The sequence below is a fragment of the Micromonospora sp. CPCC 205561 genome, assembly GCF_036906775.1.
Classification (GTDB): Bacteria; Actinomycetota; Actinomycetes; order Mycobacteriales; family Micromonosporaceae; genus Micromonospora.
Map to the genome: position 1 here is coordinate 32467 of NZ_JBAKHV010000010.1, position 13984 is coordinate 46450.

Sequence of the window (13984 nt, forward strand, 5' to 3'; positions counted from 1 at the left end):
GGCTACGGCGACTCCCCGGCCGCCGGAGGAGACCGGCCGACGCCGCGCGGCACCGGCCCGGTGCGGGCGTCGGTCAGCGGGGGATCAGGGTGAGCACGCTGGCCTCGGGCGGGCAGGCGAACCGGACCGGCGCGGTCGGGTGGGTGCCGAGCCCGGCGGTGACGTGCAGCCAGGAGTCGGAGCCGGGCCAGCGGTGCAGCCCCCGCGCCATGGAACGGGGCAGGCCGCAGTTGGTCACCAGCGCGCCGACCCCCGGCAAGCAGACCTGACCGCCGTGGGTGTGCCCGGCGAGCAGCAGCCCGAAGCCGTCGGCGGCCATCCGGTCGAGGACCGCCGGCTCGGGGGAGTGGCTGAGCGCGATCGACAGGTCGGCGGCGGGCGACACCGGCCCGGCCACGGAGTCGTAGTCGTCCCGTTCGATGTGCGGGTCGTCCACCCCCAGCAGCTCGACGACCCGGCCGCCGGCCTTGACGGTGTTGCGGGCGTTGTTCAGGTCGGTCCAGCCGGCGCCGACGAAGACGTCCCGCAGCTCCTCGTGCGGCAGTTCCGCCCCCTCCGTGTACTCCCGGTCCGGCAGGAAGTAGGTGAAGGGGTTCTTCCAGACCGGCCCGGTGTAGTCGTTGGAGCCGAAGACGAAGGCCCCCGGGTAGTCCAGCAGCGGCTGGAGGGCGCGCAGCACGCCTGGCACGGCGCCGGGGTGTGCCATGTTGTCGCCGGTGACCACGACCAGGTCGGGGTCGAGCGCGGCCAGCGACGCCACCCAGCGCTGCTTGCGCCCCTGGTCGGGCATCATGTGCAGGTCCGACAGGTGCAGGATCCGCAGCGGCTCGGCGTCGGCCGCCAGCACCGGCACGTCGTACCGCCGCAGGGTGAACATGTTGCGCTCGACGAGGGACGCGTACGCCAGGGTCGCCGCGCCGAGAGCGGCGGTCCCGGTCGCGAACCGGAATAGTGTGCGCTTTCGCATGGCGTTCAGGGTAGTTTCACCGACCATGAGCACGCTGAAGGACCGCCTCACCGCCGACATGCGCGCCGCCCTCAAGGCGCGCGACGAACTGACCACCTCCACGCTGCGGATGGCGCTCGCCGCCGTCGGCACCGCCGAGGTCGCCGGCAGGGCCAAGCGCGAGCTCACCGACGACGAGGTGCTCGCGGTGCTGACGAGGGAGTCGAAGAAGCGTCGGGAGGCCGCCACCGCCTTCGCCGACGCCGGGCGCACCGAACAGGCCGCGAAGGAGACCGCCGAGGGCGAGGTGCTGGAGCGCTACCTGCCGAAGCAGCTCCCCGACGCCGAGCTGGCCGAACTGGTCGCGGGGGCGCTCGCCGTAGGCGGCTTCACCGGCAAGGCGCAGATGGGCCCGGCCATGAAGGCGGCCCAGGCCGCGGTGGCCGGCCGGGCCGAGGGCGGCCGGGTCGCCGCCGAGGTACGCCGGCAGCTCGGCCTCTGACCCGGGCCGCACCGGTCCGCGTACGCGAAACGGGCGGGCACCCCCGCGAGGGGTGCCCGCCCGTCCGGTTGTCCGGCCGGCTCAGCCGCCGGGGCGGCCCGGCGGTCGGCCGGGGTTGGTCGGCGGACCGCCCGGGCCACCGGGCGCGGTGCCGCCGCCGGCGCTGATCTGGATGGTCACCACGCCGCCCTTGATGGTCCGGCCGTCAGGGCTGGTGCCGGCGGCCTTGCCGGCCGGGCAGCTCGACGGGACCTTGACGTCGGAGATGACGGCGTCGAAGCCCTCCGCCTCGATCCGGGACTTCGCCTGCGCCGGGTCAAGGCACTTCACGTCCGGGATCCGCCGCTGGTCGCCCTCGGAGATCTTCTTGCCCGGGGGCTCGAAGTTGATCCGCTTCTTGCCCTTCATGGCGTCGCGCAGCGTCTCGAAGACGGGCGGGTTGATGCCGTCGCGCTGGTTGTGCTTCATCTTGACGTTGGTCTGCGGCCAGTCCGGGTCGGCCATGATGCCGGCCACCGCGTACTGCTTGGTCATCGCGACCAGGGAGGCGGTCTTCTCCGAGTCGGTGGTGCCGGACTTGCCGGCCACCGGGGCGTCGACGATGCCCCGGACGTTCGCGGCCGTACGGCTGCCGCCGCACTTGCTCGTCGAGGAGTTGTCACCGACCGGGCAGCGGGCGGCGTCGACGGCGGCTCGGGCGACCTCGACGCTGACCCGCTTCTCGCAGCGCGGATCGGCGATGTCGAGCTTCTTGCCCTCCGGGTCCTTGATCTCCTGCACCGGGATGGGTTCGCAGTACTTACCGTCCGCCGCCAACGTGGCGTAGGCGTTGGCCAGCTCCAGCGGGGTGGTCTGCGAGACACCGAGGGTGAAGGCGCCCCAGTCGTGCGCGGCCTCCTTGGTGCGGCTGAGCCGGATGTCCTCCGTGGTGCGGAACTGGATGCCGAGCCGCTTGGCGACGTCGACCACGTTCTCCGCGCCGACCTGCTGCTGCAACGGCACGAAGTACGTGTTGATGGAGGAGGCGAAGGCGCTCCACATGTTCTGCATGCCGCCGGCCTTCTTGCCCGAGTTGGTCGGGCAGTACAGGTTGGTGCCGGGGCAGGCGGCGGGCCCGGGCTGGATCCGGTACTCCGACCGGAACTGCTGCGGTGCGTTCATCGTGTAGCTGAGCGGGATGCCCTTCTCCAGCGCGGCCACGATGGTGAAGATCTTGAAGGTCGAGCCGGCCTGGTAGCCCGTGAGGCCGTCACCGCCGGTGAGCAGCGGGTTCACGGTGTTCGGGTAGTTGCCGAGCCGGTTCTTCTTGCGCAGCTTCGGGTCGCTGTGCGGCTTGTTGGCCGGCTTCTTCGGGTCGTCGAGCTTGAAGTTCCGGTTCACCGCCAGCGCCCGCACCCGCCCGGTGCCCGGCTCCACCACCGCCACCATGGCGGCTTCCTTGCTCTTCTCGGGCTTGGCCTTGCGGACGGCCTTGTCGGCGCCCCGCTGGGCCTGCGGGTCGAGCGTGGTGACGACGGTGTAGCCGCCGCTCTTCAGTCGCCGCTCCCGGTCGTACGAGGTCGAGCCGAACGTCTCCTGCTGCATCCACCAGCGGTAGAAGTAGTCGCAGAAGAAGCCCCAGCCCTTCTCGTTGGTCGAGACGCAGCCGTTGGGCGCCCGCTTGCCGGTGACCTTGAGCTGGACGGCCTTCGCCGCGTCCGCCTCCTGGCGGGTGATGGCGCCGGTCTCGACCATGTTCTCGATCACGTAGTCGCGCCGCTCGACCGCGGCCTTGTAGCCGCTCCTGGTGGTCGGGTCGTTGGTGCTCGGCGCCTTCACCATGCCGGCGAGCATGGCCGCTTCCTCGATCTTGAGCTTGCTCGGCGGCTTGTTGAAGTAGACCTGGCTGGCGGCGTAGATGCCGTACGCGCCGTTGCCGAAGGCGGCGATGTTCAGGTAGCGCTCCAGGATCTCGTCCTTGGAGAGCTCCTTGTCGATCTGGATCGCGTAGCGCATCTCGCGCAGCTTGCGGGCGCTGGTGTCCTCGGTGGCCGCGACCACGTCGGCCGGGTGGCTCGCCGAGTACGCGATGGCGAGCCGGACGTACTGCATCGTCAGCGTGGAGGCGCCCTGCTGGCTGGACGCGCCGGACTGGTTGTTGACGAACGCCCGGGCGATGCCGTTGAGGTCCACGCCGTTGTGCTTGTAGAAGTCGTGGTCCTCGGCGGCGATGATCGCCTTCTGCATGACGGGCGCGACGTCGGCGAGCTTCACGTCGCGGCGGTTCTCGTCGTACATGGTCGCCAGCGGGGTCTTGCCGTCGGAGGCGTAGAGGTAGCTGATCTGCGGCGCGCGGGCCACGGTCAGCTCCTTGGGCAGTGCGCCGAAGGTCTCGGCACCGGCCTTCGCGGCCAGCCCGGACATCGCCACCGCGGGGAAGGCCGCCGCCGCGACCACCACGCCGGCCAGCAGGCCACATATCAGCAGCGATGCGGCGTTGGTCAGCACATTGTGGTCACGTTTCCGCATCCAGGTCACCTCGACAGGGTACGCGAGTAGGGAACGAGGGGCGCCGGGGCGTTCTTTCCCCATTTCCTGCGCGCGCCGACCTCGTTGTGCTAAACGCACGACCCCCGGTGTGTGGTTGCGTGAACCCGGCGCCGAGTCTCTCTTCTTCCCGAGGGGGACCGCAGCGTTTTCACGTACGCGGACGGGGTAACCGGCGGTCGCGAGGCCCGGGAAGCCGGGAGTGTCCGGAATGATGGATTTCGCCGACAACGTTGCGTAATCAGGTGACTACAGAGCATGATGGTGGCGGCGACAGCGCCACATGCCGTCCGTGCCGCCTTGGGGAAGGCAGGCCGGGCGATCGGGGGGAATTGCCGGCTGGTCCGCGACGGGGTCGGTAGGTACTGCAAGGGGGGACGTGTACAGATGGGCATGATCACTGACTGGCCGTCGCTGGCGGCGTGTCAGAACGGGGACCCGGACGCGTTGTTCGTACAGGGCGCCGAACAGAACGTGGCGAAGCGGATCTGCCGGAGCTGCCCAGTTCGGTACGAGTGCCTGGCCGACGCGCTGGACAACCGCATCGAGTTCGGCGTGTGGGGTGGCATGACCGAACGCGAACGCCGTGCGTTGCTGCGCCGTCATCCTCAGGTGACGAGCTGGCGCAAGATGTTCGAGGCCGCGATGAAGAAGAACGCCAAGGACAAGGCCGGCAAGGACAAGATCCTCGTCACCAGCCCCGGCTGAGCACCGTCACGGCCGGCTGATCGCCGCGCCGATCGTCCGCAGCCCGTCGACGTCGTGCACGTCGGCGGGCTGCGCCGTCACCGACACCGCCGGCACCGCCGGGAACGCCTCGGTGAACCCCGCCGCGACCCGCCGCTCGCGTACCGCCTGCTGGGCCAGGGCGGCGTGGGCCCGCAGCACGTCGACGGTGCCCTCGTGCCCACCCAGGCCGGCCAGCCGCTCCGCGGCGGCCAGGCTCTCGGCCGCGTCGAGCCCGGGCGCCGCCGGGCGGTGCACCCGGTTGAGCACCAGGCCCGCCAGCGGCATCTTCTCCTCGCGCAGCCGGCCCGCGAAGTAGGCGGCCTCCCGGACCGCGTCCGGCTCCGGCGCCGCGACCAGCAGGAATGCCGTCTCCCGCGCCTGCAGGATGCGGTACGTCTGCTCGGCACGCTGCCGGAAGCCGCCGAACATCGAATCCAGCGCGGCGACGAAGCCGGAGAGGTCGGTCAGCAACTGGGCCCCGAGCACCTTCTGCACGACCTTGGAGAACATCCCGAACGAGGCGGTGACCAGGCTGAACATGCTCCGCCCGCCGGTCCGCGCGGGGGCCAGCAGCAGCCGCAGCATCCGCCCGTCGAGGAAGCGGGACAGGCGGGCCGGGGCGTCCAGGAAGTCGAGCGCCGAGCGGGACGGCGGGGTGTCCACCACGATCAGGTCCCACTCGCCCCGGGCGTGCAACTGGCCCAGCTTCTCCATCGCCATGTATTCCTGGGTGCCGGCGAAGGTGGAGCTCATGGCCTGGTAGAAGGGGTTGGCGAAGATTTCCGCCGCCTTCGCCGGATCGGTGTGCTGGAGCACCACGTCGTCGAAGGTGCGCTTCATGTCGAGCATCATGGCGTGCAGCTCGCCACCGCTCGCCTCGACGTCGATGCCCTTGACCTGGCGGGGGGTGTTGTCCAGCTCCGTCAGCCCGAGCGACTGGGCCAGCCGGCGGGCCGGGTCGATCGTGAGCACCACCGTACGCCGGCCGTGCCGCTCCGCCGCCCGCAGCGCGAGCGCGGCGGCGGTGGTCGTCTTCCCCACCCCGCCCGCCCCACAGCAGACCACGATCCGGACGCCCGGATCGGCGAGGATCTGGTCGACGTCCAGCTGCGGCGCCGCGTCTTCGGAAGGCACCAATCGAGCGTATCGGGCCGGGTCGGTCCGCGCCCCGCGCCGGTGGCAGGTGTGAGTCAATCCGCCCGGACGAGGGTCGCGGCGAGCCGGTCCAGCCCGGCTCGGTCCACCCCGTCGGGCAGCAGCGGCAGCTCGGTCAGCGGCAGCCCCAGCTCCACCAGCTCGGCGCGCAGCGAATCCTCCAGCTCGCGGCGGATGGCCTGGTCACGTGCCTCCGTGGCCAGCCCCGCGACGGTGTCCCGGTCGGTCGGCAGCCCGGCGGCGCGCAGCCCCCGCTCCAGCTCGTCGGCGGCCACCACCCGGCCCGCGGGCAGCGGCGGGCGGGCGCCGTTGACGATCACCCGCCCCACCGGGAAGCCGAGCTGGGTCAGCTCGGCCATCGCGTCCACCGTCTCCTGGACCGGCATCTCCTCCAGCAGGGTGACGACGTGCACGGCGGTGATCGGGGAGCGCAGCAGGGCGGCGACGCCCTCGCTCTGGGTCTTGATCGGGCCCACCTTGGCCAGCCGGGCGGTCTCGGCGGTGACGTTCAGGAACCGGCCGATCCGCCCGGTGGGCGGCGCGTCCAGCACCACGGCGTCGTACGCGCGCCGCTGGCCGGCGGTGCGGGTCGTCGCCTCCTTCACCTTGCCGGTGAGCAGGACGTCCCGCAGCCCCGGGGCGATCGTGGTGGCGAAGTCGATCGCGCCGAGCTTGCGCAGCGCCCGGCCGGCCGCGCCGAGCTTGTAGAACATGTCGAGGTACTCCAGCAGGGCCTCCTCGGCGTCCACCGCCAGGGCCCGCACCTCACCGCCGCCGGGCGCGTCGGCGAGGTGCCGCTCCTCGTACGGCAGCGGATCGGTGCCGAAGAGCTGGGCGATGCCCTGCCGCCCCTCGACCTCGACCAGCAGCGTGCGCCGCCCACCGGCGGCCAGCGCCAGGGCCAGTGCCGCCGCGACGCTGGTCTTGCCGGTGCCACCCTTGCCGGTCACGACGTGCAGGCGGGCCGGCCACTCCGTAGCGGCAGGCCCGGCCGCCGACTCTGCTGCTCGCACCCGTCGAGCCTATCCAGGCGACGGACTCAGGCGACCTCGCAGACCCACCAACCCGTCTTCCTCACCACGGTGAACCGCAGGTCCTGGGCGGCCACCTTCTCGTCGGCAGTGGTCATGGTCACCTTGGTGGTCACGGTGGCGCGGTCGCCCGTCTGGTTGTCCACCTTCGGGCTGGTCCACCGGAACCGGGGCTTCTGGTAGGTGGTGACCTGCTTCTCGACCTCGGCCACCTTGGCGGCGATCTTCTTCTCGTCCCGCGACGAGGCACAGACCAGACGGGCCGCCCTGGCCGCGTCCCGGTCCTGGTAGACGGCGGTGAGGAACTCGTCCACCGCGACCGCCGGCTCCTTGGCTCCCTCGCCGCTCTCGGCGTCGCGCAGCGTCAGGAACGTCACGACGCCACCGCCGGCGCAGAGCAGCAGGATCACGCCCAGGGCGATGGCGGCGATCAGCACCCCGCGCTTCTTCTTCGGCGCGGCGGGCGGCTGGTACGGCGGATACCCGGCCGGAGGCGCCGGGATCGACGGATTCGCCCCGGCCGCCGGCCCGGGCGGGAAGGCGCCGGGGCTGCCCGGCCCGGGCGGGAAGGCGCCGGGAGTGCCGGGCGGGAGGGCGCCGGGGGTGCCGGGCCCGGGCGGGAAGCTGCCGGGAGCGCCGGGTGGGAGGGCGCCGGGGCTGCCGGACCCGGGCGGCAGGCTGCCGGGAGCGCCGGGCGGGGAGGCACCGGCGGCGCCCGACGGGAGTGTGCCGGGGGTGCCCGGTGCGGGAGGCGGGCCGTCGGGAGCGGCCGGCCCGGGCGGGAGCGCGTCAGCGGGACCGGCCGGGGAGGTGGGAGCGGCCGGCGGAGCGGGAGCGGTCGGGGAGGCGGGCGTGCCGGGGCCGGCCGGGGAGGCCGGTGTGGCGGCGTCGGGCGGTGCGGCGGGTTTGGTGGGTGCGCCGGGGTCGGCCGGGAGGTCCGGCCGGTCGGCCGGCGGTCCGACGGGGTCGCCGCTGGGTGGCTGGGTCATCTCTTCCCCCGGGGGTGCGACGTCGCCGCCCACCCGGGCGACGAGCGTGATCGAGCTGGCGGCGAGCCGGCGCGCGCCCGTCCGACCGGAAGGGTAACGGTCGACTCTTCACCGCGGGGGGCGGCGGGCGCCGTCGCCTTCCTTACCAAGCATGTGTCGCATATGTGACTTTCGGTCACCTGGCATGCGCGTCCTGTTGGCGAGATCGTCGCCGCCGACCTACGTTCTCAGCGGCGCGGGGGACGGGCCGGACGGGGGCCCCGCTCCAGCAAGGCGATGACGTGACCAGGTACGACGTCCGGAGGCAAGGCATGCGCGACGTGGACAACATTCCCCGAGCACAGTTCCCGGGGGGCGACCGGGCGCGGCGGATCGGAGTCGGCTCCTCGGGCGATGCGGAGCCCACCGCCGGCGGCGGGCTGCCGATCAACGAGAGGTCGTACCGGCGGCTCGCGGAGCCCGTCGAGGTGCTGCGCGCGCCCGGCCGGTCCGTCCCGGGCGCCCGGGACGAGGAGGAGCCCGGGTACGTCATCCACCTGCCGATCCGGGTGGCCGACCTGAAGGCGGCCACCGCGCTGGCCGGCACCGTCGCCACCTCGCTGAGCTTCCTGCGCGAACTGGACGCCGGCGAGACCACCGTCTCCAGCACGGACGACCAGAACAACCGGCACCGGGTCTTCTGCGACCTGCTGCTGGCGGACCGGTCCCGCTGCCCCCAGCCGTACGAGCACGGCGGGCCGTGCGGAGAGATGCCGAGCCCTCCCGAGCAGCGTCCCGCACCCCGACCCTCCGCCGGACCGTAGGCTGTGCGTCGAACAGCCGTACTCCACCCCGAGGGAGCTCTCCACCTATGCAGAAGTGGGAATACGCCACGGTCCCGCTGCTGGTCCACGCGACCAAGCAGATCCTCGACAACTGGGGAGAGGACGGGTGGGAACTCGTCTCCGTGGTGCCCGGGCCCAACCCGGAGCAGCTCGTCGCCTACCTGAAGCGGCCGAAGGCATGAGCAACGGTCCGCACGCGAAGCTCGCCGAGCTCGGACACGCGCTGCCGGATGTGGTCCCGCCGGTGGCCAGCTACGTGCCCGCCGTCCAGTCCGGGCAGCACGTCTACGTCTCCGGCCAGCTGCCGATGCTGGAGGGGAAGCTGCTCGCCACCGGCAAGGTCGGCGCCGGCGTCTCCGCCGAGCAGGCCAAGGACCTGGCCCAGCGGTGTGCCCTCAACGCGCTGGCCGCGATCGACTCGCTGGTCGGTCTGGAGAACGTCGTCAAGGTCGTCAAGCTGACCGGATTCGTGGCGTCGGCGCCCGGGTTCAACGGCCAGCCCGGCGTGATCAACGGCGCCTCCGACCTGTTCGGCGCGGTCTTCGGCGAGGCCGGCCGGCACGCGCGCAGCGCCGTCGGTGTCGGCGAACTCCCCCTCGACGCCCCCGTCGAGGTGGAGGTCATCGTCGAGGTCGCCTGACCGTCACCTTCCCCGCGATCTTGCACTTCCTGCCTGCGCAAAAGCCGTGAAGCGGCACGTACCAGGGGCGGAAACCGCAAGATCGCGGGGAGTGGTCGGCGGGGCCGTACGATCGCAGCCATGACCGGGCACTTCACCGCACCCGCCGCGGCGCTCGCCGGCGAGTTGCCGGGCTGGGTGACGCTGCTTCGTGCCCCCAACCCGGGGCCGATGACGCTCGACGGCACCAACACCTGGCTGCTGCGCGCCCCGGGCCAGGAGCGCGCCGTCGTCGTCGACCCGGGTCCGGCCGACGAGGGGCACCTGGCGGCCATCGCCGCGCGGGGCCCCGTCGGGCTGGTGTTGATCACCCATGGCCACCCCGACCACACCGACGGGTCGCGCCGCCTGCACGAACTGCTCGGCGGGGTGCCCGTACGCGCCGCCGACCCGGCGCACTGCCTCGCCGGGGAGCCGCTGGCCACGCCCGGGGAGCGCCTCGGCGACCACGACCTCGGCGAGGCGGGCCTGCGCGTCCGGCTCCTCGCCACCCCGGGGCACACGGGCGACTCGGTCTGTCTCCTGGTCGAGCACGGCGACGAGCGGGTCGTCCTCACCGGCGACACCATCCTGGGCCGGGGCACCACCGTGGTCGCCCACCCGGACGGGCACCTCGGGGACTACCTGGCCAGCCTGGAGCTGCTCTCGACGTACCGGGGAATCCCGGCGTTGCCGGGGCACGGCCCGGCGCTGGCCGACTGCGGCGCGGCGGCCGACTTCTACCTGGCGCACCGCCGGGCCCGGCTCGACCAGGTCCGGGCGGCGGTCGACGGCGGTGCCGCCACCGCCGCCGAGGTGGTCGCGACGGTCTACGCCGACGTCGACCGGTCGCTGTGGTGGGCCGCCGAGTTGTCGGTCCGGGCCCAACTCGAATACCTGGGGCGGGAATCCGGCGGAGGTGCCGCGAGCTTGGAGCAAGCGTGACCTGTCCGGTGTGCGGAACGGTGGCGGTGCCCGGCGCTCGGTTCTGCCACAACTGCGGCGCCGCGCTGCCGGCCGCCGCGACGCTGCCCGCGGCCGAACGCCGCGTGGTGACCGTGCTCTTCGGCGACCTGTCCGACTTCACCTCCTGGTCGGAGGACCTCGACCCGGAGCGGGTCGGCGCGGTCACGGACCGGGTGCTCGCCGCCCTGGCCGGCGCGGTGAAGACGTTCGGCGGGCACGTCGACAAGCTCACCGGCGACGGGATCATGGCGGTCTTCGGGGCGCCGGTGGCGCACGAGGACGACGCCGAGCGGGCGGTCCGCGCCGCGCTGTCGATGCAGCGGGCGGTCCGCCGGGTCCTCGACGACGAGCGCGGCGGCGGCGCGCCGCTCGGCCTGCGGGTCGGCCTGAACACCGGCGACGTGATCGCCGGCATCCAGGCCGCGATCGAGTACACGGTCATCGGCGACACCGTGAACACCGCCGCCCGGCTGGCCGACGCCGCCGCCGTGGGCGCCGTCTACGCGGGGGCGCGGACCTCGGCCGCCACCCGGCACGTCGCCTCCTGGCGGGCGCTGCGACCGCTGCGGCTCAAGGGCAAGCGCGAGCCGGTCGAGGCGTACGAGCTGCTCGGCCTCCTGGACGCGCCGGGCACCCGCTCCGGCCTCGGCGACGAGGCGCCCTTCGTGGGCCGGGAGACCGAGATCGGCCGGGTCGCCGGCCGACTGGCCGAGGTGATCGACCGCGCCGAGCCCCGGGTGCTGCTGATGACGGCCGAGGCCGGGATCGGCAAGTCCCGCTTCGCCGCCGAGGTGGAACGCCTCGCCGCCGGCTACGACGTGGGCCCCGGCCGGTACGCCGCGCACACCGGGGCCCGGGTGCTCTCCGTGCGTTGCGCGGCGTTCGGCGAGCGTCGCCGGCTCGCGCCCCTGGCCGACCTCGTCCGGGCGGCCGTCGGGCTGCCCAACGACGCCGCCACCGCGCTCACCCGCCCGGCGGTGGAGGAACGCCTGCGCCGGCTCGGGCAGCGGCTCAGCCGCTCCGGCCAGCCGGCGCCGGTCGCCACCGACCAGCTGCTGGCCCTGCTCGGCTACGCCGAACTGCCCGGCGGCCCGACCGACCAGGGCGAGTGGGGCACCGGCCAGCAGCCCGTCGACGCCGACGCCGTGCCGAACGCGGTCGCGGAGCTGCTCACCGCGCTCGCCGGCGAGGCGCCCCTGGTGATCATCGTCGACGACCTGCACGACGCCACCGCCGAGACCATCCAGGCGCTCGGGGTCACCCTCTCCCGGCTCTCCGGCCCGGTGCTGGTGCTGCTGCTCGGCCGGCCTGAGCTGGTGCGTACGGCCGGGGCGCTGACCCGGGTCGCGGACGCCGAGGTGCACGCGTTGCCGCCGCTGCGCGGCGCCGACGCGGCCCGCCTGCTCACCACCTACCTCAACGGTGGCCGGCTGCCGCAGGCCGACGCCGACCGGCTGCTCGCCACCGCCCAGGGCAACCCGTTCTACCTGGCCGAGCTGGTCACCCTGCTGATGGAGCGGGGCGCGCTGACCGCCCTGGCCGAGCGGGCCTCGCCGAGCCCGGGGGGCTGGCGGCTGGTGCCCGGCTCGCTCGGCAGCCGACTGCTCTCCCGGGACCTGGCCGCGGTGCTCGCCGCGCGCATCGACGCGCTGCCGGCGGAGGCCCGCTCGGTGCTGCGGGACGCCGCGGTCGTCGGCGACACGGTGCCGGACGGGGCGCTGGAGGCGCTGCGCGAGCAGCGGGCCGGCCGCGACGGCCGCCCCGCGGCGGTGGTCGCCGTCGAGCTGGAGCGGGCCGTCGAGGAACTGCTGCAACGCCGGATGCTGCACCGCATCCGCACCGGCTACGCCTTCGCCACCCCGCTGATGCGGGAGGCCGCGTACGCCGGGGTGAGCAAGGCCGAGCTGGCCGAGCGGCACGCGGCGCTGGCCCGGTGGGCCGCGTCCGAGGCGCCGGCGGGAGCGGGCCCGCCGGGCGGCTTCTCCGAGGCGGCCCGGGACGTCTTCGTGGCCCAGCACGTGGAGCGGGCCGCCGCGCTGGCCGACGCGGTCGGGCTGCGGCCGGACGCGCCGGCGCGGGCCGTGCTCCCGCTGGGCGTCGCCGCGCTCGGCGGGGCCGCCCGCCGGTCGTTGCAGGCGGGCGAGCCCGCGCTGGCCGTGGAGTACGCCGACCGCGCCGCCGAGCTGGCCCGCGACGGGGTTCCGGCGGCCGACCGGGTGGTGCACGCCCGGGCGCTGCTCCAGGTCGGCCGCCCCGCCGACGCCCTCGCCTTCGCCGAGAAGATCGCCGCCAACGCCGGTGACGAGTCGGCCGTGCGGACCAGCGCGCTGCTGCTGGCCGGGCAGGCCCACCAGACGATGGGCGACCAGGCGCGGGCGGTGGCCTGCTGGCAGGAGGCGTTGCAGGTCGCCACGGCCGGGGGGTTGCCGACGCTGCGCGCCTCGGCGATGCGCCGCCTGGGCATGGCCGACTTCGTCGCCGGGCGGCTGGGCCAGGCCAGCAGCCGGCTCGCCGCGTCCTACCAGGTGAGCCTCCAGGCGCAGGACCGCCGGGGGCAGGCGTGGTCCTTGCAGAACCTGGCCTGGGTGACCACGACCCGGGGCGACTTCGCCGGCACGGACGCCGTGCTCGGCCGGGCCGCCCGGCTCTTCGCGGAGCTGAAGGACCCGTACGGGCGGGCCTGGCTGCGTGGCACCACCGCCTTCGCCCGGCTGCTGGCCGGCCGGCTGCGGGAGGCGTGCCGGATGGCGCAGGTCTTCCTGCCGTTCGGCGAGCGGGTCGGCGAGGCGTGGGCGGTGGGCACGCTGCGCGCGGTCGAGGCGTTCGCCACCGCCGAGCTGGGCGAGCTGGCCGAGGCCGACCGGGGGGCCCGCCGGGCGTACCGGGAGTTCGCCGCCGCCTCGGACGACTGGGGACGCGGGTTCGCGCTGGTCGTCCGGGGGGTCGTGGCGCGCGGGCTGGGGGAGTCGGAGCACGCCGCCGACCTGCTGACCGACGCGCTGTCGTACGCCGGCCGGACGTCGCACCCGCTGCTCACCGGGATGGCCGGCACGCTGCGCGGCTTCGTCGCGCTGGACCTGGGCGACTGCGAGACCGCCGAGCGGGACGCCCGGTCGGTGCTGACCGCCGTCGAGCCGCACAACCCGCAGGCGCCCGCGCAGGTGGGCCCCCGGGTGCTGCTGGCCACCGCCCGGCTGGCCGCCGGCGACCCGGCGACCGCCGTGGGGCTGCTCGCCCCGGTGGCCACCGCCGCGGCGACCGCCCCCTCGCTGCTCTTCTCCCGCCGCCAGACCATGGCCCGGTACGCCTCCGCGCTGCTCGCCCACGGGCAGCACGAGCAGGCGCTGGACTGGGCCCGCCGGGCCGGTGCCGCCCCGTCGGAGGACGTACGCAGCCAGGTGGTCGCGGCGAGCGTGCTCGCCGAGGCGCTCGCGGCCTGCGGCCGGCCCACCGAGGCGCTGGCCAGCGCCGAGGAGGCGGTCCGCCTGGCGTACGCGACCGAGCAGCGCAGCGAGCGCCCCGCCGCCGACGCCCTGCGCGCCCGCCTCGCCACCCCCTAGTCCCCGGGGCCACGACCGGAGAGGTCTGCCGGTTCTGGGGATGCGGTGTGTCGGGGGTGGCCGATAGCGTGTCAGTTCCGAGGGGCGGTCGGTGGTGC

General features: G+C 74.2%; 12 protein-coding genes. 7 read left to right on the forward strand and 5 right to left on the reverse strand.

The window, feature by feature from the left end:
• Window positions 1–73: 73 nt before the first annotated feature.
• On the reverse strand, window positions 74–967 hold the full coding sequence (locus tag V6V16_RS08570; RefSeq protein ID WP_334561191.1) for a metallophosphoesterase: 894 nt from the start codon (window positions 965–967) through the stop codon (window positions 74–76).
• Window positions 968–992: 25 nt separating this feature from the next.
• On the opposite strand from V6V16_RS08570, the gene V6V16_RS08575 reads away from it, so the two are divergent.
• On the forward strand, window positions 993–1448 hold the full coding sequence (locus V6V16_RS08575; RefSeq protein ID WP_334561193.1) for a GatB/YqeY domain-containing protein: 456 nt from the start codon (window positions 993–995) through the stop codon (window positions 1446–1448).
• 81 nt (window positions 1449–1529) lie between these two features.
• Here the strand turns inward: V6V16_RS08575 and V6V16_RS08580 are convergent, their stop codons facing one another.
• A complete protein-coding gene (locus tag V6V16_RS08580) occupies window positions 1530–3956 on the reverse strand; it encodes a penicillin-binding protein (protein ID WP_334561195.1) in 2427 nt (808 codons plus the stop codon).
• Window positions 3957–4361: 405 nt separating this feature from the next.
• Here V6V16_RS08580 and V6V16_RS08585 point away from each other — a divergent pair, with 405 nt between their 5' ends.
• Window positions 4362–4682, forward strand: a complete 321-nt coding sequence (locus V6V16_RS08585) for a WhiB family transcriptional regulator (RefSeq protein WP_334561197.1) — start codon at window positions 4362–4364, stop codon at window positions 4680–4682.
• Between the two features lie 6 nt (window positions 4683–4688).
• Here the strand turns inward: V6V16_RS08585 and V6V16_RS08590 are convergent, their stop codons facing one another.
• The 3 genes from V6V16_RS08590 to V6V16_RS08600 are packed head-to-tail and all read right to left on the reverse strand — an operon-like array spanning window position 4689 to window position 7566.
• Window positions 4689–5840 carry an ArsA family ATPase gene (locus V6V16_RS08590; protein WP_334561199.1) on the reverse strand — a complete coding sequence of 384 codons (1152 nt, stop codon included), beginning with the start codon at window positions 5838–5840 and terminating at the stop codon, window positions 4689–4691.
• A 53-nt stretch (window positions 5841–5893) separates the two neighbouring features.
• A complete protein-coding gene (locus tag V6V16_RS08595; protein ID WP_334561201.1) occupies window positions 5894–6871 on the reverse strand; it encodes an ArsA-related P-loop ATPase in 978 nt (325 codons plus the stop codon).
• Between the two features lie 26 nt (window positions 6872–6897).
• Window positions 6898–7566, reverse strand: a complete 669-nt coding sequence (locus tag V6V16_RS08600) for an Rv0361 family membrane protein (protein ID WP_442934050.1) — start codon at window positions 7564–7566, stop codon at window positions 6898–6900.
• Window positions 7567–8189: 623 nt separating this feature from the next.
• Between V6V16_RS08600 and V6V16_RS08605 the strand changes: the two genes are divergently transcribed.
• From V6V16_RS08605 to V6V16_RS08625, 5 genes are all read left to right on the forward strand, one after another.
• A complete protein-coding gene (locus tag V6V16_RS08605) occupies window positions 8190–8681 on the forward strand; it encodes a hypothetical protein (RefSeq protein ID WP_334561203.1) in 492 nt (163 codons plus the stop codon).
• Between the two features lie 47 nt (window positions 8682–8728).
• A complete protein-coding gene (locus V6V16_RS08610; RefSeq protein ID WP_013736319.1) occupies window positions 8729–8884 on the forward strand; it encodes a DUF4177 domain-containing protein in 156 nt (51 codons plus the stop codon).
• Entirely contained in the window at window positions 8881–9342 is a 462-nt protein-coding gene (locus tag V6V16_RS08615; protein WP_334561213.1) for a RidA family protein, read from the forward strand. Before V6V16_RS08610 ends, V6V16_RS08615 begins: the two co-directional genes overlap by 4 nt.
• Window positions 9343–9462: 120 nt before the next feature.
• Window positions 9463–10305: an MBL fold metallo-hydrolase gene (locus tag V6V16_RS08620; RefSeq protein ID WP_334561215.1), complete on the forward strand. Its 843-nt coding sequence runs from the start codon at window positions 9463–9465 to the stop codon at window positions 10303–10305.
• Window positions 10302–13886 carry an adenylate/guanylate cyclase domain-containing protein gene (locus V6V16_RS08625; RefSeq protein WP_334561217.1) on the forward strand — a complete coding sequence of 1195 codons (3585 nt, stop codon included), beginning with the start codon at window positions 10302–10304 and terminating at the stop codon, window positions 13884–13886. The genes V6V16_RS08620 and V6V16_RS08625 overlap by 4 nt, the downstream gene beginning before the upstream one ends.
• The last annotated feature ends 98 nt before the right edge of the window (window positions 13887–13984 follow it).

What these genes read in the sequence shown, in the direction of transcription:
- V6V16_RS08610 (WP_013736319.1), top strand. Translation starts at nt 8,729, where the DNA reads ATGCAGAAGTGGGAATACGCCACGGTCCCGCTGCTGGTCCACGCGACC.
- V6V16_RS08605 (WP_334561203.1), top strand. Translation starts at nt 8,190, where the DNA reads ATGCGCGACGTGGACAACATTCCCCGAGCACAGTTCCCGGGGGGCGAC.
- V6V16_RS08585 (WP_334561197.1), top strand. Translation starts at nt 4,362, where the DNA reads ATGGGCATGATCACTGACTGGCCGTCGCTGGCGGCGTGTCAGAACGGG.
- V6V16_RS08570 (WP_334561191.1), bottom strand. Translation starts at nt 967, where the DNA reads ATGCGAAAGCGCACACTATTCCGGTTCGCGACCGGGACCGCCGCTCTC.
- V6V16_RS08615 (WP_334561213.1), top strand. Translation starts at nt 8,881, where the DNA reads ATGAGCAACGGTCCGCACGCGAAGCTCGCCGAGCTCGGACACGCGCTG.
- V6V16_RS08620 (WP_334561215.1), top strand. Translation starts at nt 9,463, where the DNA reads ATGACCGGGCACTTCACCGCACCCGCCGCGGCGCTCGCCGGCGAGTTG.
- V6V16_RS08575 (WP_334561193.1), top strand. Translation starts at nt 993, where the DNA reads ATGAGCACGCTGAAGGACCGCCTCACCGCCGACATGCGCGCCGCCCTC.
- V6V16_RS08580 (WP_334561195.1), bottom strand. Translation starts at nt 3,956, where the DNA reads ATGCGGAAACGTGACCACAATGTGCTGACCAACGCCGCATCGCTGCTG.